At 72.6% G+C, this 18,547-nt stretch carries 12 protein-coding genes; 7 read left to right on the forward strand and 5 right to left on the reverse strand.

Annotated elements, in window-relative coordinates:
- The first annotated feature begins 56 nt into the window (after window positions 1-56).
- From ACS04_RS16735 to ACS04_RS16760, 6 genes are all read left to right on the forward strand, one after another.
- Complete coding sequence (locus ACS04_RS16735; RefSeq protein WP_048477427.1) at window positions 57-680, forward strand: isochorismatase family protein; 624 nt, start codon at window positions 57-59, stop codon at window positions 678-680.
- Complete coding sequence (locus tag ACS04_RS16740) at window positions 677-2,620, forward strand: anthranilate synthase family protein (RefSeq protein WP_048477428.1); 1,944 nt, start codon at window positions 677-679, stop codon at window positions 2,618-2,620. The genes ACS04_RS16735 and ACS04_RS16740 overlap by 4 nt, the downstream gene beginning before the upstream one ends.
- Window positions 2,621-2,751: 131 nt before the next feature.
- Window positions 2,752-3,774, forward strand: coding sequence for a 3-oxoacyl-ACP synthase III family protein (locus tag ACS04_RS16745; RefSeq protein ID WP_048477429.1), 1,023 nt, complete (start codon window positions 2,752-2,754; stop codon window positions 3,772-3,774).
- Between the two features lie 72 nt (window positions 3,775-3,846).
- Window positions 3,847-4,671 (forward strand): arylamine N-acetyltransferase family protein, encoded by an 825-nt coding sequence (locus tag ACS04_RS16750; RefSeq protein ID WP_048477430.1) that lies wholly within the window; start codon window positions 3,847-3,849, stop codon window positions 4,669-4,671.
- A 16-nt stretch (window positions 4,672-4,687) separates the two neighbouring features.
- Window positions 4,688-6,301 (forward strand): FAD-dependent monooxygenase, encoded by a 1,614-nt coding sequence (locus tag ACS04_RS16755; protein ID WP_048477431.1) that lies wholly within the window; start codon window positions 4,688-4,690, stop codon window positions 6,299-6,301.
- Between the two features lie 212 nt (window positions 6,302-6,513).
- On the forward strand, window positions 6,514-6,705 hold the full coding sequence (locus ACS04_RS16760; protein WP_048477432.1) for a hypothetical protein: 192 nt from the start codon (window positions 6,514-6,516) through the stop codon (window positions 6,703-6,705).
- Between the two features lie 97 nt (window positions 6,706-6,802).
- Here the strand turns inward: ACS04_RS16760 and ACS04_RS16765 are convergent, their stop codons facing one another.
- The gene (locus ACS04_RS16765; RefSeq protein ID WP_245236419.1) at window positions 6,803-9,622 is read right to left on the reverse strand and encodes a BTAD domain-containing putative transcriptional regulator; all 2,820 of its coding nucleotides are present in this window, start codon (window positions 9,620-9,622) and stop codon (window positions 6,803-6,805) included.
- A gap of 634 nt (window positions 9,623-10,256) precedes the next feature.
- Between ACS04_RS16765 and ACS04_RS16770 the strand changes: the two genes are divergently transcribed.
- Entirely contained in the window at window positions 10,257-11,438 is a 1,182-nt protein-coding gene (locus ACS04_RS16770) for an IS701 family transposase (protein WP_063839278.1), read from the forward strand.
- A gap of 78 nt (window positions 11,439-11,516) precedes the next feature.
- Here the strand turns inward: ACS04_RS16770 and ACS04_RS16775 are convergent, their stop codons facing one another.
- The 4 genes from ACS04_RS16775 to ACS04_RS38190 form a co-directional block, all read right to left on the reverse strand.
- The gene (locus ACS04_RS16775; protein WP_078864861.1) at window positions 11,517-12,716 is read right to left on the reverse strand and encodes an MFS transporter; all 1,200 of its coding nucleotides are present in this window, start codon (window positions 12,714-12,716) and stop codon (window positions 11,517-11,519) included.
- A 70-nt stretch (window positions 12,717-12,786) separates the two neighbouring features.
- Window positions 12,787-14,127, reverse strand: a complete 1,341-nt coding sequence (locus ACS04_RS16780; protein WP_048477435.1) for an ATP-grasp domain-containing protein — start codon at window positions 14,125-14,127, stop codon at window positions 12,787-12,789.
- A 69-nt stretch (window positions 14,128-14,196) separates the two neighbouring features.
- A complete protein-coding gene (locus ACS04_RS16785; protein ID WP_053080800.1) occupies window positions 14,197-14,748 on the reverse strand; it encodes an NADPH-dependent FMN reductase in 552 nt (183 codons plus the stop codon).
- Window positions 14,745-18,188 carry a hypothetical protein gene (locus ACS04_RS38190; RefSeq protein WP_245236421.1) on the reverse strand — a complete coding sequence of 1,148 codons (3,444 nt, stop codon included), beginning with the start codon at window positions 18,186-18,188 and terminating at the stop codon, window positions 14,745-14,747. Before ACS04_RS38190 ends, ACS04_RS16785 begins: the two co-directional genes overlap by 4 nt.
- Window positions 18,189-18,547: the final 359 nt, after the last annotated feature.

Genomic DNA, 18,547 nt, shown 5'->3' on the forward strand with positions numbered 1-18,547 from the left:
CGCCCCGCCCACACCTGCGCACCCCTTTTGAGGAACAGACATCCGAGAGGACAGTCATGGCCGGCATACCGACCATCGAGCCCTATCCCCTCCCGACCGCGGGAGACCTTCCCCCCTCCATACCGCAGTGGACCTTCGACCCTGACCGGGCCGTCCTGCTCGTCCACGACATGCAGCGCTACTTCCTCGCGCCCTTCCCCGAAGCGCTGCGCGGCGAGCTGACCGACAACGCCGTACTGCTGCGCGAGCACTTCAAGGCCCACGGCGCCCCCGTCGCCTACACCGCCCAGCCCGGCGGCATGACCCCCGAGCAGCGCGGGCTGCTCGCCGACATCTGGGGTCCGGGGATGCGTACGACGCCCGAGGACCGCGAGGTGGTCCCCGCGCTCGCACCCGAGCCCGGGGACTGGGTCTGCACCAAGTGGCGCTACAGCGCCTTCTTCAACACCGACCTGCTGGAGCGCATGCGCGCCGCCGGCCGGGACCAGCTCGTCATCTGCGGCGTCTACGCGCACGTCGGCGTGCTGACCACGGCCATCGAGTCCTTCAGCCACGACATCCAGACCTTCCTGGTCGCGGACGCGACCGGCGACTTCAGCGAGCTGGAACACCGGCTGGCCATCGACTACGCGTCCAAGCGGTGCGCGGTCGTCACCACCGCCAAGGAGATCGCGGGATGACCTCTCCCCTGCTGGCCCGCGTCCTGGGCCCCAATCCACCACCCTTCGCCCTTCTCTACCGCCCCGAGGCCACCGGCCCCGGCATCCTCGACGTGATCATCGGCGAGAGCGCCACCGTCGACTCCCTGGCGCAGCTCCGTGCGTCAGGTGCCGCGGACGCGGCGGACGCAGCGCACGGGCCGGCCGGGGCGGAGGTCCCGGCCGGCCCGGACGGGTCCGACGGCGCCCGGCACGAGGTGCTCGCGCTCATCCCGTACCGGCAGATCTCCGAGCGGGGCTTCGCCGCCCCCGACGAGGACACCCCGCTGGTCGCGATGACCGTCACCGGGCAGGAGCGGATCTCGCTGGTCGAGGCCCTCACCCGGATCCCCGACCTGCCGATCGACCTCGACGGAGGGGCGTTCGACGTCTCCGACGAGGAGTACGCGGACACCGTGCGCCGGGTGATCTCCGACGAGATCGGCGAGGGCGCCGGCGCCAACTTCGTCCTCAAGCGCTCCTGGACCACCGGCATCCGCGCCTACTCCACCGGGCACGCGCTGACGCTCTTCCGGCGGCTGCTGCAACGGGAGACCGGCGCGTACTGGACCTTCGTCGTGCACACCGGCGAGCGCACCCTCGTCGGCGCCAGTCCCGAGCGGCACGTCAGCCTCCGCGGGGGCACCGCCGTCATGAACCCGATCAGCGGCACGTACCGCTATCCGGCGGCCGGGCCCTCGCTGCCGGAGGTGATGGACTTCCTCGCCGACACCAAGGAGGTCGACGAGCTCTACATGGTGGTGGACGAGGAACTCAAGATGATGGCCCGGATCTGCGAGGGCGGTGCCCGCGTCGACGGCCCGTACCTCAAGGAGATGGCCCGCCTCGCCCACACCGAGTACTTCATCGAGGGCCGCAGCACCCGGCCCCCCGAGGAGATCCTGCGCGAGACCCTGTTCGCCCCGACCGTCACCGGCAGCCCGCTGGAGAGCGCGGCCCAGGTGATCGCCAAGTACGAGCCGCAGGGCCGCGGTTACTACAGCGGCGTACTGGCGCTGATCGGCCGCGACGAGCAGGGCGGGGACGCGCTGGACTCCTCCATCCTGATCCGCACGGCCGACATCGGCTCCGGCGGCGAGGTGCGCATCGGGGTCGGAGCCACCCTCGTGCGCCACTCCGACCCGTGGTCGGAGGTGGCCGAGACCGCCGCCAAGGCCGCCGGTCTGCTCGCGGCCCTGGAGTCGCAGGGTACCGCCGCCCGGTTCGCCGGGCACCCCACCGTCCGCGCGGCCCTGGAGGACCGCAACCGCACGATCGCCGGCTACTGGCTCGGGCAGGACCAGGGCCGGGCCTCCGTCGATCCGGCGCTGGCCGGCCGGCGGGTGCTGGTGGTCGACGCCGAGGACACGTTCACGGCGATGATCGCCCGCCAGCTGGACTCCATCGGCCTCGACGTGACGATCCGCCGCTACGACGAGCCGTACTCCTTCGACGGGCACGACCTGGTGGTCATGGGCCCCGGCCCCGGCGACCCCCGGGACGCCTCCCACCCCAAGATCGCCCACCTGCGCACGGCGGTACGGACCCTGCTGGACGAACGGCGGCCCTTCCTGGCCGTCTGCCTCAGCCACCAGGTGCTGTCCACCACGCTCGGCTTCGACCTGGTCCGGCGCAGCGAGCCCAACCAGGGCGTACAGAAGGAGATCGACTTCTTCGGCCGGCCCGAACGGGTCGGTTTCTACAACACCTTCGCCGCCCGCTCCCTGGTCGACACCGCCGTCGTCCCGGGCGTCGGGCTCCTGGACATCAGCCGCGATCCGGAGACCGGGGAGGTGCACGCCCTGCGCGGCCCGCACTTCGCCTCGATGCAGTTCCACGCCGAGTCGGTGCTGACCCAGAACGGACCGCGCATCACCGGGGACCTCCTGGCCTCGCTGACCGCGGGGATGCTCGCCGCCTGACGCGGCGCGGGGCGGTCCGGCCTCCCGGACCGCCCCGCGGCCCCGTACCTGACAAGGTCCCACGGACGCCGTTGTCGGCATTTCCCCGGGACGGAACCATGAGTTTCACGCAGTGTTGAGGAGTCGTAGAAATGATCACGACGGGAAATCACGGTGCGCGCAATGCTTTTTCGGTGGGCGTGCTCGGTACGGGGTCGTACGTACCGGCTCATGTCGTTTCCAACGAAGAGGTCGGAGCGCCGGCCGGAGTCGATCACGAATGGATACTCGGCAAGACGGGAATACGCGAACGCCGTTGGGCCAAGCCCGATGAGGCGACATCCGATCTCGCGGTGATCGCGGGTCGGGCCGCCCTGGAGAGTGCCGGCATCCGCGCCCGCCAGCTGTCCCTCATCGTCGTCGCGACCTCCACCCCCGACCAGCCGCAGCCGCCGACCGCCTCCGTGGTCGCCGACGAGCTCGGCGCGGACCAGGGCACCGCCGCCTTCGACGTCAACGGTGTATGCACGGGCTTCCTGTTCGCCCTCACCACGGCCCAGGGCATGCTCGCGGCCTCCTCCGGCGAGGGCTACGCCCTGGTCATCGGGGCCGACGTCTACTCCCGGATCCTCAACCGCGAGGACCGGCGCACCACGATCCTGTTCGGTGACGGCGCCGGCGCCGTCGTCCTCGGCCCGGTGGCCGGGGAGGACCGCGGCGTCCTCGCCAACCGGCTGGCCAGCTACGCGGCCGACCGGCACCTGATCGAGGTCCCCGGCGGCGGCAGCCGTATTCCGGCGACGCCGGAAATCCTCGCCGAGGGGCTCCAGTACTTCACCATGAACGGCCGCGGCGTACGCGACTTCGTCGCCGAAAACGTCCCGCCCGCCATCGCGGCGTTCCTTTCGGAACGGGGTCTCACCCCGGCCGATATCGCGCACTTCGTTCCCCACCAGGCCAACGGACGCATGCTGGAAAACCTCTCCGAGGAAATCGGAGTCGGCATCGACCGCACCTGGACCACGTACGAGAGGTACGGCAACACCGGCTCCGCCTCCGTCCCGATCACCCTCGACCGCGCGGCCCGCTCGGGCCGGCTGAACGAGGGGGACCTGGTCCTGCTCGCGGGCTTCGGCGGGGGCATGGCCCTCGGTCTGTCGCTGATCCGCTGGTAGTCACCTCCCGCACACCCTCCCCTCCCTGCGCTGCCCGCCCCGCCGGAGAGCGACACCCTTCAAGGAGATCCCATGCTGGACGCAACCCCGATCGACGACGCCCGGGTCGACGCCTACCTCACCCGGATCGGCGCCACCCGCCCGGCGCAGCCCGACCTCGCCGGGCTGCGGCACCTGGCCGAACGCGCCGTGCTGTCGGTCCCGTTCGAGAACCTCGACTACCACCTCGAAGGCCGCGAGATCCACATGGACAAGCGGTCCGTGGACAAGGTCGCGATCGACAGCCGCGGCGGCGGCTGCTACGAGGTCAACCCGGCCCTCGGCTTCGTGCTGGAGGCCCTCGGCTACCAGGTCGACATCCTGCCGGGCCGCGTGCACCGCCCGGAGGGCGTGGGCCCCTTCCTCGGCCACCTCGCCCTCAAGGTGACCATCGGCGACGACGCGTACCTCGTCGACACCGGCTTCGGCCGCAACAGCCGTTTCCCGCTCGACTGGAACAGCCGCGAGGTCCAGAGCGACCCGCACGGCGAGTACCAGCTCAAGGACGTCGAGGACAAGCCCGGCACCGTGGACCTGTGGCTCGGCGGCCGCCCGCTGTACCAGGTGGTCGAGACCCCGGTCCGCATCGAGGACTACGCCCCGTCGCTGTGGTGGTACCGCACGGCGCCCGACTCCTCGTTCATGCAGGCCCTGTTCTGCTCCATCCGCACCGAGAACGGTCTGGTGACCCTCAAGGGCCGCCACCTGAACGTCGTCGACGGCGACCAGCGCTCGAAGACCGTCCTCCAGGACGACGCCGAGGTCATCGCCGCGTACAAGACGCACTTCGGCATCAGCCTCGACCGTCTGCCCACCGAGCCGGAGAACTCCGTCACCACCGGCGTCCGCACCGACTGAGAGAGTCCCAGAGGCCATGGCTGACCTGATAGCCGGCGAGAGCCGGCCCACGAGAGAGGGCGAAGCGGTTTCCGCCGCCGGGGCGTCCGACCTGGACGTCCTGGTGGTCGGGGCCGGCCCCACCGGACTGCTGACCGCCGTCGAACTGCTGCGGCGCGGCATCAGGGTCCGCGTGATCGACCGTGCCGTCGAACCCATGCTGACCCCCAAGGCCCTGTCCGTCTGGCCGCGCGCCCTCGACATCCTCGAGGACACCGGTCTGGGCGGCGTGGTCGACGAGGAGTCCGTACGGATCAACACGCTGAGCTATTTCTCCGAACGGCGCCCGCTGGCCTCCTTCGGATTCCCCGACGACCTGGCGTGCCGCACCCTGCCCCAGCACGTCACCGAGCGGCTCCTCACCGAGCGGCTGGAGGAACTGGGCGGCAAGATCGAGCGCGGGGTGCGGCTGCTGGCCCTGGACGGTCTGGACTACTCCGGCCGGATCGAGGCCACCGACGGCGTGACGGCGGTGCTGGAGACCCCTGAGGGGCTGCAGCGGCTGCGGGTGCCGTTCGTCGTCGGCGCCGACGGTGCCGGCAGCTCCGTCCGCGGCCAGCTCGGCGTCGGATTCGAGGGGTCCACTTACGAGATGGCCTTCGCACTCATCGATGCCCGCATCGATGGGTATCTCCCTCCGGACGAGTGCCACTTCTACCAGTCCGCGAACGGCGCCCTGGTGATCGTGCCCATCCCGGGCGGCATCTTCCGCTTCCTGTCGGTCATGCCCCAGGGCGGCGGCGAGGTCGACGCCGCCATGATGCAGGCGGTCATCGACGAGCGCGGTCCGCGCGGCGTACGGATCAAGGAGGCGGTTTGGAAGGCCGTGTTCCGGGTGCACGCCCGGCGGGCGAGCGCATTCCAGCGCGGCCGGGTCTTCCTGGCCGGCGACGCCGCCCACGTGCACAGCCCGGCCGGCGGGCAGGGCATGAACAACGGCCTCCAGGACGCGCACAACCTCGCCTGGAAGCTGGCCTCGGTGATCCGGGGCGAGTCCCCCTCCTCCCTGCTCTCCTCCTACGGCGAGGAGCGCGCGGAGGTCACCCGGCAGCTCGTGCGCGACACCGACTTCCAGACCCGGGCCTGGCTGTTCAAGTCCAAGGCCAGCGTGGCGGCGCGCGACGCGGCCTTCCGGCTCCTCGACCGGACCGGGATCGTCTCGGAGTTCTACGCCCCGGTGATGGCCGGCCGCAGGCTCTCCTACCCGCCGACCCGCGACACCCAGCAGCCCTCGGGCTGGACGGGCTGCCGCGTACGGCGTTCCCTGCCCGGCGTGCTGGAGGTCGGAGCGGTCTTCCCGCGCCGTCTGGCACTCGCGTACGGGATCTCCGGACCGGCCGCGGATCCGCACGGCTGGAATCTGGCGGTCGTGCCGGACGGGAACAGGGGCTGGGAAGAGGAATTGGGCCACATCGTGGCGCAATGGCCACTGGTGCGGCAAGTGACCGTACGGCGCCGCGACGCCGCCGCTCAGGCCGGATGCGGAGCCGCGGGCTACTACTTGATCCGGCCGGACGGTCATATCGCCGCTCACGGCCATGCACGGGATCTGGGAAGGCTCGAAGCGGAACTCCGACTCTCCTTTTCCTGAGCTCCAATCCACCGATATCCGAACGTCGACATCCGGCCAATCAAATACCGGATAGCCCCCCGGTTTACTCGTTAGACTGGCCGTTCCCGTTCCGTTCCCATACCACCTCCCGCTCAAGCGGGAACGGAGAGGGACTGGAGCAGGAAGCCCCGTTGCGAATCTCTGTCACGTCGAAAGCGACACGGGATTTCCAAACAAACAAGGGGTTCGAAATGCGCGGCAAGCTCGCTGGTCTGGTCGGTATCTTCGCGGTCGCCCTCGCCCTGGGCCTGGGTACGGCAGTCGAGCAGGACCACCAGGCCAACGGCACCAAGAGCCACTCCGTACTGGCCGACAACAAGGGTCCGGGCGTCGCCCCGTCCACGCCCCCGACCACGCCGCCGGCGACCCCCACGGGCGTCTGAACCACCCCGTACAAGCAGTGGGCCCCGTCCGGGAATCCGGACGGGGCCCACTGCTGTGCCGTGCCACCGCGGCGCCGGGCCGGGGGCCCGCGCTCCGTCAGAGGGTGCGCCGGCCCTCGGGCGGCATTCCCATCGTCTCGAAGAGCATCTCGGCCCGCTCCCGGTACTGGGCGGCGGCCGGCAGGCCCAGATGCCCGGCCGCGGCCGCCATCCCCTCCAGCGCGTGGGCCATCTCGACGCGGTACTCCATCACCTCGGCGCAGGCGAGCGCCCGCTCGTGCAGGCGCAGGGCCTCTTCGTGGCGGCCGTTGCGGGCGTGCCGGAGCGCCAGGATGTTGTCCACCCGGGAGCGCCGCTGCGGCGAGGTCCTGTGACTGATCAGCTCCAGGGCCCGGTCCTCCTGCTCCTGCGCCCGGCGGGTGTCCCCGAGCCGGTCGCTCACGTCCGACCAGACCGCGAGGGTCAGGACCAGGTGTTCTTCCACGGCGGTGGCGCTCAGCGCCCACGCCCGCGTCACGCTGTCGTGGGCGGCCTCGAACTCGCCCTTGCCGATCTGGGCCAGGGCCATGCTCGTCCACGCGGTGACCTCCCCGCCCGAGTGCGGGTGCATCCGGGAGATCTCGATCGCGCGGTGGAGGGCGTCCGCCGCCTCGTCGTGGCGGCCGAGCGCCAGGCACACCGTGCCGAGCGTGTTGAGGTCCTCCGCCTGCTGCTGCGCCAGACGCTTGACGTCCCTCGTCTGGAAGGCCCGTACCGCCTGCGTCGTGTAGTCGTACGCGCTGGCCAGGTTCCCCATCGCGTAGTGCGCGAGCCCGAGCAGCCCGAGGGAGACCGCCTCGTCGTCCAGGCCCCCGGCCTTGCGCGCCCAGTCCAGCGCCTCCTCCCCGGCCTCCACCGCCTCGGTGAAGCGGCCGAGTCTCCAGCACGCCACCCCCAGGTTGTTGAGGGCCCGGCAGATCAGCAGCGGGTCGCCCATGCTGCGCGTCGCGATGAGCCCCGCCCGGCACACCGCCTCGAACTCCGCGAACCGTCCGCGGAGGTTCAGGTGGAAGGACGCGTTGCGGGCCAGGGCGAACACCAGGCGCGGGCTCTCCTCGTGGCCGCCCCGGGCCAGGAGGGTCTGGATGCCCGAGGACTCCCGGTCGAACCACTCCAGCGTCCGGTCCTCACGGCGCATCGGCGGCAGCGCGTACGCGGTACCGGGAGCGTCCACGTCCATCCTGCGCCGGCTGGGGAACAGCAGGGTGCACGCGGCCTCGGTCGCCGCCGTGTAGTAGCCGAGCAGCCTGCCGTCGGCCTCCCGGGCCTCGCGCCCGCCCCTGCCCTCGCCGAGGGAGAGGGCGTACGTGCGCACCAGGTCGTGGAAGGCGTACCTCCCCGGTTCGTTCTGCACCAGCAGGTGCATGTCGAGGAGGTCCTCCAGCATGTCCTCCGCGTCCCGGACCCCGGTCTCCAGCAGGGCCGCCGCCGAATAGACGTCGACCTCCGCTCCCGGGTGCAGGCCCAGCAGGCAGAACGCGGCCTGGAGCTCGGGTTCCAGTGCCTTGTACGACAGGCTGAGCGTGGCGGCCACGCTGCGCTCGCCCGCGCTCAGCTCGTCCAGCCTCCGGGTCTCGTCCTCCAGCCGCTCGACCAGGTAGCGCACGGTCCAGCGCGGACGGTTGCGCAGCCGGGCCACCGCCAGGCGCAGGGCCAGCGGGAGGTGGCCGCACAGGTCGGCGAGTTCGGCGGCGGCCTCCGGCTCCCTGGCCACCCGGCTGTCGCCGAGGATCTCGCCGAGCATCACCCGGCTCTCCCCGGGCTCCATCACGCCCAGCGAGATCCAGTCCGCGCCGTCCAGGTCGAGCAGCCGGGCCCGGCTGGTGACCAGCACCAGGCACTCGGTCGCGGACGGGAGCAGGGGCAGCACCTGGCCGGCGTCGAGGGCGTTGTCGAACAGGAGCAGCAGGCGCCGGCCCGTCAGGGTGGCCCGCCACAGGCCGATCAGGCCCGCCTCGTCGTCGGGGATGCTGTCGGCGGGCACGCCGAGGGTGCGCAGCAGACCGCCCAGGGTGGCCGCCGGCCGCTGCGGCTTCTCACCGGGGGTGAAGCCGCGCAGGTCGGCGTAGAGCTGGCCGTCCGGGTACTCCTCGGCCAGCTGGTACGCGGTGCGCACCGCCAGCGAGGTCTTGCCGCAGCCGCCCATGCCGTCGATCGCGACGACCCGGGGTCCTTCCCCCGCGTCCTGGCGGCACGCCTCCAGCACCTCGGCCAGCTCGCGCTCACGACCGGTGAAGTCGGGAATGCCGGGCGGCAGGGTGCAGGGGGCGCCGTGCAGGGAGGCGAGGGTCGGGAAGCGGTCGCTCCCGGCGCCGGACGGCGCGGACCGTCGGGCGTCCGGAGCGGCCGCCTCCGGCGGCTGCGGTGCGGGCGGACCCGCCACGGACACCGGCCGGGCGGCCGGGCCGGCGAGCTCCGGGGAGGCGCGCAGGATGTCCTCGTACAGCTTGGTGAGCTGCGCGCTGGGGTCTATGCCCAGTTCCTCGACGAGCAGCTCGCGGACCTTGGCGTACTCGGCGAGCGCCTCGGCCTGCCGGCCGGAGCGGTACAGCGCCAGGATCAGATGACCGCGCAGCGACTCCCGCAGCGGGTGCTGTGCGATGAGCGTGCGCAGGTCGCCGATGAGTTCGCCGGCCTCCCCCAGGGCCAGGCGCAGTTCGAAGAGCTGCTCGGCCGCCCCCAGCCGGCGCTCCTCCAGTACCGCCCCCGCGGCCTCGACCACCGAGCCGCCGGCGCCCGACATCACCGGGCCGCGCCACAGGGTCAGTGCGGCGCGCAGCTGGTCGGCCGCCTCCTGGGGCTGGCCCACGGCGACGGCGCGCCGGGCCTGCTGCATGTGTCCGTTGAATTCGAGCAGGTCGAGCTGTTCGTCCCCCACCTGTACGCGGTAGCCGGGACCGTCGGTGACGATCAGCTTCCCGCCCCCCGGGATGCGGCGACGCAGGTCGGCGACGGCCTTGCGTACCTGATGGGAAGCGGTTACCGGAGGTTCCTCATCCCATACCGCCTCCACAAGACGGACAACCGGGACAATATTTCCCGGTTCCAGCAGCAGAGTGGCAAGAACTCGTTCGTAAATTTGACCGCCGAGCTTTAACCGATCTCCCGCCATCCACCCCTCTAGCGGTCCAAGAATGTTGAAACGCACCTGGCTTTCCACTGAATTAGCCATGGCTCCTTGCCCATCCCCCTCAATGCCCCCTGCTGAAGAGCCTTCCCCAGGATCCTAGGAGCTTCCGGTGGGAAGCGGTAGCGAAGAGGGAACGAAGCGGGAACGGCTCCTCGCACAGTTGCGTCCTGACTCGGACTCAGGAGCAGCGATGAAGACTTTCGGCCTCGGCGCCAGCCGGCGGACCGTGCGGCGCGCGGCGAACCATTCCGGCACCCGGCCTGCCGCCGCGCACAGCGCCTACCAAGCACCTGTAGCCGCCCCTCCGGCACAGGACCCCCACTCCCCACCCGCCATACCGTCGACCACGACGGCCGACCACAGAGCGCAGATCGTCGAAGCGATGATCTCGGAGCTCGCACCGCAGCTGTTCATGTCGCTGCGCCGCAGCGACCAGCGCGCCCGCGGTGAGCAGTACCTGCGCGGACTGCTCTACGCGGAAGGGCGCAAGTCGATCCGCAACATGGCGGGAGTCGTCGGCGGAGCCGGCACCGAGCAGTCGCTGCACCACTTCATCAGCGAATCCACCTGGAACTGGGCCCCGATGCGCGCGGCGCTCGCCCGGCACGTGGAGCAGCTGGTCCAGCCCAAGGCCTGGGTCATCCAGTCCATGCCGATCCAGAAGGCGGGCGAGCAGTCGGCGGGCATAGACCGCCGGTTCGTCCCCGAACTGGGGCACTCCGTGCACGGCCAGCACTCCTTCGGCCTGTGGATGGCCTCGGAGGCGATGAGCGCGCCGGTCAACTGGCGCCTGTACCTGTCCCCTTCCTGGCTCCAGGACGAGGAGAAGCGCCGCCGGGCCGACATCCCCGACTGGGTGGAGGAGGAGTCGCCGGGCGAGTGCGCCACGGCCTCCGCCCTCGACGTCCTCGCCTGGGGCGACGTGGAGCGCCGTCCGGTGGTGCTGCCCTCCCGCGACTTCGTCAGCAGCGCCGTGCTGAGCCGCTTCCACGCCGCGGGGGTTCCCGTCATGGCCCGGATGCGGGCCATGGACCAGCTGCGGGTCGCCGACACGGCCATGCCCGGGTACGGCGCCGGACCGATACCGCTGGCCGACATGCTCCAGCACGTACGCGGGCTGCGCCGGCCCGTCGAATGGCTGGACCCCTCGTCGGGGACGCCCGTCGTCCGCAGCACCCTGGCCGCCGGCATCCGCGTCGAGCTGCCGCAGCCGCGCCGCTCGCCCGCCGGGCCGCAGCAGTGGCTGCTGATGGGCGAGTGGACCAACCGCAACGGCCCGCCCAGCGAGTTGTGGCTCACGGACCTCACCACCACCTCGCTCGACGGGCTGATGCGGCTGGCCAAGCTCAGCCGGCGGACGGCCTTCGACAGCGCCGTCACCGGTGAGCGGGCCGGTCTGCGCGATTTCGCCGGCCGCTCCTTCAAGGGCTGGCACCGTCACCTCACGCTCGCCTCGGCCGCCCACAGCGTCGCGATCGGCGCCGACCACGCCGCTGGCCGCACTCGGGCGGAGGGGTCGTCCGACACTCCGTCGCGGAACCGGCCGCCGCGGCAGATGGGCTGAGGCGTGTCGTCCGAGGATGACGGTACGCCGAGCACAGGGGAATGTTCGGGGCCCGCTCCCATGCTCCCTCGGCCCGCCTCACGCGGGGCTTCCCGCGGTCTGCGGCGCTTTCCCGGCGGCCGGGGCCGGCTGCGGGAGGCGCATCGCGACCAGGCCGACGGTGGTGAAGTAGAGCGCCCAGCCGAGCCAGGCCCAGCCGCCCCAGCCGATGGAGGTGGTGATGAGGGGGGGTCCCACGACGGTGGTGACGGCGAAGCCGAGGTTGAAGGCGGCGAGGTAGCCGGTCTTGCGGCCCTCGGGGATGTGCAGCAGGGCGGCGCCGGTGGCGCCGGACATGATGTACAGCTCCCCGAGGGAGAAGAGCAGCGCGGCTGCGACCACCAGGGCCAGGTTCGTGGTCGCGTCGCCGAACGCCGTCAGCGGTACGACCCCCGCTGCCAGAGCCGACAGCAGCCCGCCCCGCCGCATCATCCTGCGGGCCGTGCGGAAGTCGTCCGACCCCCTGCTGATCCGGACCTGGAGGGCGACGACGGCGGCGGTGTTGAGGACCTGGACCACGGTCACGGTCCAGGCGGGAGCCTGCGTCTGCTGGACCACCCACAGCGGGACCCCGAGCCCCAGGACCAGCGCCGACATGGTCAGGGCCCCGTACAGGACGGTGATGCGCAGGAAGGCCCGGTCGCGCAGGACACTGCCGCGTGAGGGGCCGCCCCGGGCGGCCCCGGCCGGGCGTCCGCCGTCGGCGAGGGTCCGGCAGACGGCGGCGCAGCCGATGAACAGGACGGCGGAGAGCACCATCACCGCCCGGTAGGCCCAGGCCTCGTCGATCGCGATGGCCGCCCCGGAGGGCAGCGCGCCGGCCGCCATGCCGGCGTTGCGCAGCGACCGGAGCCGGGCGAGCGCCCCGACCGCCTCCTCGTTGCTCGCCCGGGCGATGAGGCCGGATTCGATCAGCGGACTGATGCCCCGGCTCAGCACCCCCGCGACCGCCGAGGCGAGCAGGGCGGCGACGAAGGAGGAGGACACGGCCAGCGCCAGGAAGGCGGCGGCCCGGACCAGGAACAGGGCGGTGAGCACGGTACGGGTGCCGAAGCGCTCGGCGGCCCGCGCGATGGGCATGGCCCCCAGCAGCGAGGTGATGCCGGCGATGCCGAGGACGAGCCCGATCTCGGCGTTGGGCAGCTCCACGGCCTTGTGGAAGAAGAGGACGGACAGGGACAGGTACATCCCGAGTCCGACGGCGTCGGATAGTCCAGTGGCGTAGATGCGTTTCTTCATCGGAGCGATCCCCACGTCATGAGTAGGCGGGATTGCGGAGTCGGGCGGGGCAGGGGGTGTACGTCCACGGCTACGCGGCCGGGGTCGCGGCGGGCTCGGCGGGTGCGCCGGCCGCCTCTTCGAGTTCGATGCCGAGGGCCCGTTCGATCCGGCCGGCGAGCTCCAGGGCCCCGGCGGGCGTCGGCGCGCCGAGCATGAACGTCGCCAGGTGCAGGGTCCGGTCCCGGCTCGCCGACTGGCCGACCCCGAACCGGGGCTTGACGTAGACCAGTTCCGGGAAGGCCGCCATGAGCTCCGCCACCGGGGTCTGCGCGGTCACCAGCCACTCACCGGCCGGGATCGGCACCATCCTCATCAGCGCCGTCCGCGTGAACTCGGGCACGGCGTCCGGCGCCAGGCCCAGTGCGCTGCGCCCGATCTGCTCGGCGTAGTCGTACCGTGCGCCGACCTCGAACATGACCGGCATCGGACCGCCCGCGCGGGCGTTGACCTCGATGACTTGCGGTCCCCGCGGGGTCAGCGCGATCTCCGTGTGCACGGCCCCCGTCGTCAGCCCGATGGCCCGGATCGCCCGGTCCGCGCAGTCCACGACGGCCGCCCGGTCGGCCGCGCCGAGCCTCGACGGCATCGACGCGCCCTCCTCCGCGTAGCCGTGGCGCAGCCGGATCCGGTCGGAGACGGCCAGGTGGTGGCGCTCCCCGGCCGCGAGGAGCGATTCGACGCTGCAGTAGGCGGCCCAGCCGCTGTCTCCGTCCGCCTCCAGTTCGAGGCGCTCCTCCAGCAGGAAGACGTCCTCGCTCTGGAGGAAGGCCGAGACGGTGGCCCGGCCGTCGCGGTACGCCTCGACGAGTTCCCCGTACGTGCGGACCAGCCGCACGCTCTGGCTGCCGGCGCCGAGCGAGGGCTTGAAGACGGCCGGGAGGCCGATGCTCCGGGCCGCCTCCGCCAGATCGGCCTCCGCTCGGATCTCCGCGAACCGCGGTGAGGGCACCCCGTGTTCGGCGAAGACCCGCCGCTGGCGGGACTTGGACTGGGCGATGCCCACCGCCTCGGGCGCGTTGCCCGGCAGCCCGAGACGTTCGGCCAGCTCGGCCTGGGGCCTGAGCAGCAGCTCCGAGTAGGTGACCACGCCCGACAGCGGGTACCGCCCGTGGAGGGCGAGCCCCACGGTCACGGCGTCGTCGAGGTCGGTGGCGGTGAGGAACTCGCCGCGCAGTCCGCGGGCGGCCCAGTCGGCGCGCACCGGTTCCGGGTCGCCCCATGCCGCGATGTGGACGACGGAGACCGCCGGGCCGATCCGCGCGAGCGAGTCGAGCGCCGCGGCGGGCGGATGGCCGCCGATCCCCGAGATCAGCAGCAGGTGCGGCTGGTCCTCGGGGCCGGCGGACGGGCGGGCGGGGCGGGGGGTCATGGCGCGTCCTTTCAGGTGACGGGCTTGCCTTCGCTGGATCGGGGGTTCATCGGGGCGGGATCTCCCGGCTCATCGGCCGGCGAGGGCCGCCGGGAGGCTGCGGGCGGAGCGGAACGAGAGCAGTTCGCCCACCATCCGGTCCATCCGTATGTGCAGCTCCTCCAGCGGGACCCCCGGCGTGAAGTCGCCGCGGGCGGAGGCCACGTGGGTGGGCACGGCCCAGCCGCCGAGCGCCCTGACCACCGCCCGCATCTGGTCGCAGGCGGTGCCCGCGCCGCGCGGACCGCCGCCCGCGGCGATCAGCCCGACGGGGCGGTCGGCCAGCGAGTCGCCGGTGAGGTGGTCCAGGGCGTTCTTGAGGAGCCCGCTGTACGAGCCGTGGTAGACCGGCGTGGCGAAGACGGCGCCGCTCGCCCCGGCGACGCGGGCGCGCAGGGCCGCCGTCTGGCTGTACGGGGGCGGGTCGTCGTAGTCCTCGATCCGGTGGCGTCCGGGGAACTCCACGCTCAGGTCCAGGAGTTCGTACGCCGCCCCGGCCGCCCTGATCCGCTGGGCGGCCACCTCCAGGACCCGGCGCGAGACCGAGTCCGCGGAGGCGCTGCCGAGGATGCCGAGTATCACCGCCCGGCCCCCGCGGATCCGGGATTCGGCTCCAGCCCGATCACCAGGCGCACCTCGTGCTCGGCACTGGCGACCAGCCGGCGGACCTCCTCGTGCGAGTCGTGGGTGAAGACGTACGTACAGGCGCCCGTCCCCGAGAACGGCTGCGGCGGGACCACGTCACCGATCCGGTACGGCACATTGCGGTAGTACGCCTCCTGCGCGACCGCCGAGTCGTCGAAGTCCAGCAGCATCCCGCCGACCGTGAAGTGCACGGTCCAGCCCGCGTACGCGCCCACGGGCGCGACCCGGCCGGCCCTGGGGTCCAGCCCCACGTCGGTGAGGATCTTGGCGTGGAAGAGGTCGACGCCGGTCGTGGCCAGGAAGGCCTGGCGGATCCCGGCGCCGCCCGGGCGGCCCGCCACCTCGCAGAAGGTGAAGGACCCGGACTCGTCCAGGAAGGCCTCCAGGTGGAGCACCCCGGCCGTGACCTGCCAGGCGTCGACGACCCGGCCGAGCAGTTCTCGGGCGGCCGAGCGCACGGCGGGGTCGGCGACCGTGATGGAGGAGAGCGGCTCCACCCGGGAGACGGCCAGGGTGTCGCTCACGTACCGGGACACGTCCCAGATCACCTCGCCGTCGTGGACGACGGCGTCGATGTGGCACATGTCGCCCGCCACGAACCCCTCGCACAGGTGGGTGCCGGGGGTGAACTCCTCGCGCACCCACCGCTCGACCTGCCGGGCGTCGCTCAGCACCGACACCCCGTACGAGCCCGAACCGTCGCGCGGCTTGACCACGACCCGGCCGTGCCGGGCGAACAGGCCGGTGACGTCCTCGGGGGTGTGGACCAGGTGCCCGTCGGCGGTGCGGATGCCCGCCCGCCGGGCGATGCGCTTCATCACCGCCTTGTCCACGAACTTGCGCGCGGTCGCCGGATCGCTGCCCGGCGTGCCGAGGCGGGCGCGCAGCTCGGCGGCCGGCTCCAGCAGGCGCTCGGAGATGGTGGCGACCCGGTCCACCGGGTACAGCGCGTGCACCGCGCCCGCCAGGGCGCGTACCCCGTCCGGGTCGAACACGTCGGTGCGGGCGGCGAAGTCGGCCGCGCTGCCGGTGGTGTTGCCGGCGGACGAGCTCAGCACGCTGACCCGGTAGCGGTCCGGGTCCAGCAGCGGCGAGCCGTCGTCGCGGGTCCACACCCCGGGCCCGATCCGGTCCAGCAGCAGCACGTGCGTACGCTCGGCCGGCTCGGTCTTCCACAGCAGCGCACGCTCGATCCGGGCCACCGCCTGCTCCGCGCGGACCGCGTCCGGCGCGGCCACGGTGTACTCCAGGCGGACGACCGGCCCGGTGTGGACGCCCTCGCGGTCGAGCGGGCTCCGTACGAAGGCCGTCTCGGGCCAGTCGTACAGCTCCTCGGCACCGGTCGCGGCGACCACGCGGAAGCGGCCCGGCCCGGACAGGACGTGGCGCTGGACGGCGACCCGTCCCGCGTCGGGCAGGGCCGCGGCCACCGGCCGGCCCAGGGCGCTCTCGGCGGCGGCCGTCACCAGGCTCCGCCGGTGGGCGGCGTCGTAAAGGTCGAGGACCTGCCGGTCGAAGCCGGGCAGGACCAGCGGGCGGGTGTCGCGCGCCCCGAAGACGACCCGGGCGGGCCCCTCGATCCCGGCGTCGCGCACGGCTTCCACGGTGCGGGCCAGCAGCCGCGCGGGCACCGGGCCCGCGGTCAGGCGGCGCTCGGTGCTGCCCTCCTCCGCGGCCTGGTCGCCGCTCTCGTCGATCACGGCGAGCACGTCCACCCGGCCCCCGGCGGCCGCGAGGGCCAGCACGGTGTGCACGGGGTCGCTGACGAACGCGAGCTCCTCCAGCAGCCCGTCGAGCTCACCGAGCTCCTCGCTCCCCGGCTCGCCCTGCCGGGCGGCGCCGGCGGCCAGCGCGCGCAGTTCGCGCGCCTCGCGTTCGTACGCGCCCGACCAGGACAGCACCGCCGCCACCGGCTCGCTCTCGTGCGCCGCCAGGAACCGCGCGCGCACCTCGTCCGAGGTGAGCTCGTCGCGCCGCAGCACGGTAAGCCGCGCGCTCACCGCGCCGGCCGCGCTCACGATCCGCTCGACCGGGTCGTCCCCGTCCAGCAGCAGCACCACGTGCTCGCCGCCGGCCGGGCCGGGCTCCGGGCGCTCCCGCCCGGGCTCCGGGCGCACGGCGGCGACCGGCTCGATGCGCAGCGCCTCCTCGACCAGGTCCGCGGCCTCCGCGGCGGTCCGCACGGCCGTCGCGGCGTCGGCGCCGCGCACCATCAGGTACCCGAACCGGTCGTGGTTGGTGCCCAGCGCCGGCACCCGGTCCCCGGGTCCGGCGGTCACCTCGCAGTCGACGACCCCGGCGGGCAGCTCACGGGGCCCGGGAACCGTGCCGCGCACGATCCCTTCGGTACGGCTCCACAGGGCGCGCAGGGCCACGGTGGCCACGGGCGGGGCCGCGTCCTCGACGGGCGTGCCGGTGGCGAGCGCGACCAGGTCGCGGGCGACCGAGCGGTCCAGCGCCAGCGACATCTGCCGGGTCACGACGTGCCCGGCGATCCGGCCGTTCACCTCGATCAGTTCCGGGCCGGTCGGCGTGACGAGCAGTTCCACGTGGAGCGCGCTCGCCCGGACGCCCAGCGCCTCGACGGCGTCCAACACGAACCGGCGTGCGGCGCCCATGCCCGGGAAGCGGGCCGGGAAGTGCCCGCCCAGCTCGGCGGTGGTCCCGGGCGCCGCCGGGACCCGCTCTGCGAATCCGTACAGGACCACGCGCCCGTCCTGGACGATCAGTTCGGCGCTGACGTGGCGCCCGACCGCGTACTCCTCGACGAGCGCGGCGGGGCGCCCGCCGCCGTCACCGCCGCCGTCACCGTTCGCGTCGCCGCCGGTCCCGGCCGCGCGCGCCGTCGCGTTGCCGTCGCCGTTCTCGGCGCCGTTCCCGTACGGGCTTCCCAGTACCTCGGCCAGCCCGGCGGCGGCCTGCTCCCGGGTCCACGCCACGGTGACCCCGACCGAGTACCGGCCGGACGTCGGCTTGACCACGCACGGCAGCCCGATCTCGTCGACCGCAGCCAGCCCCTCCTCCTCGGTGACCGCCCGGCGCCAGCGCAGGCTGCCGATGCCGGCCTTCCCGAGCCGTTCCCGTACGGCCGACTTGTCGCCGAGCAGCCGGGCCGCCTCCAGTGACTCGTGGGGCAGGCCCAAGTCGCGGGCGAACCGCGCCGCGGCGTGCAGGAGGTTCTCGTCGCGGCAGATGACGCCGTCGACCGGGTGGGGGCCGAGCCGTCCCCGCAGCCGGGCGGCCAGGTCGTGGCCGCCGGACAGGTCCGCCACCTCCACCACTCGCGCCGCGCGTTCGATCAGCTCGAACCCGGCATTGGCGCGGTAGGCGTCCAGGCGCTCGGTGACGAAGGTGACCTCGATACCGTCGTCGGCCATCTCTGCCACGACGTCAAAGCCTCTGACGTATGCCGTCTCCAACAGAACAACATGCATGAGCTCAGCCCCTTGAGTCCTCTTCTCACCGAAGCATCAAGGGGCGGGGAGCGGAGAGCAAGCGGCAACCGCATAATCCCGCTCACTCCATCACCTCTTCCCGTTCCATTCCCGTCCCGTTCCTGTTTCACTCCCGGACCGATTCCGCCCAGACCCACTCTGACGTGCGACAACATGTCAAGCAAAAGGATGGGAATCCATCAGGTCGGGAAACTTCCCACATTGCCGGACGGTATTTCACGGCTTTTTCCGGCGGCCCTTAGCGTGAATGCCAGGAAACTGGACACCCCCATCCACCCCCA

The sequence above is a fragment of the Streptomyces roseus genome, assembly GCF_001044425.1.
Taxonomy (GTDB): Bacteria; Actinomycetota; Actinomycetes; order Streptomycetales; family Streptomycetaceae; genus Streptomyces; species Streptomyces roseus.

What these genes read in the sequence shown, in the direction of transcription:
- ACS04_RS16740 (WP_048477428.1), top strand. Translation starts at nt 677, where the DNA reads ATGACCTCTCCCCTGCTGGCCCGCGTCCTGGGCCCCAATCCACCACCC.
- ACS04_RS16745 (WP_048477429.1), top strand. Translation starts at nt 2,752, where the DNA reads ATGATCACGACGGGAAATCACGGTGCGCGCAATGCTTTTTCGGTGGGC.
- ACS04_RS16760 (WP_048477432.1), top strand. Translation starts at nt 6,514, where the DNA reads ATGCGCGGCAAGCTCGCTGGTCTGGTCGGTATCTTCGCGGTCGCCCTC.
- ACS04_RS16750 (WP_048477430.1), top strand. Translation starts at nt 3,847, where the DNA reads ATGCTGGACGCAACCCCGATCGACGACGCCCGGGTCGACGCCTACCTC.
- ACS04_RS16735 (WP_048477427.1), top strand. Translation starts at nt 57, where the DNA reads ATGGCCGGCATACCGACCATCGAGCCCTATCCCCTCCCGACCGCGGGA.
- ACS04_RS16775 (WP_078864861.1), bottom strand. Translation starts at nt 12,716, where the DNA reads ATGAAGAAACGCATCTACGCCACTGGACTATCCGACGCCGTCGGACTC.
- ACS04_RS38190 (WP_245236421.1), bottom strand. Translation starts at nt 18,188, where the DNA reads ATGGCCGACGACGGTATCGAGGTCACCTTCGTCACCGAGCGCCTGGAC.
- ACS04_RS16755 (WP_048477431.1), top strand. Translation starts at nt 4,688, where the DNA reads ATGGCTGACCTGATAGCCGGCGAGAGCCGGCCCACGAGAGAGGGCGAA.
- ACS04_RS16780 (WP_048477435.1), bottom strand. Translation starts at nt 14,127, where the DNA reads ATGACCCCCCGCCCCGCCCGCCCGTCCGCCGGCCCCGAGGACCAGCCG.
- ACS04_RS16770 (WP_063839278.1), top strand. Translation starts at nt 10,257, where the DNA reads ATGATCTCGGAGCTCGCACCGCAGCTGTTCATGTCGCTGCGCCGCAGC.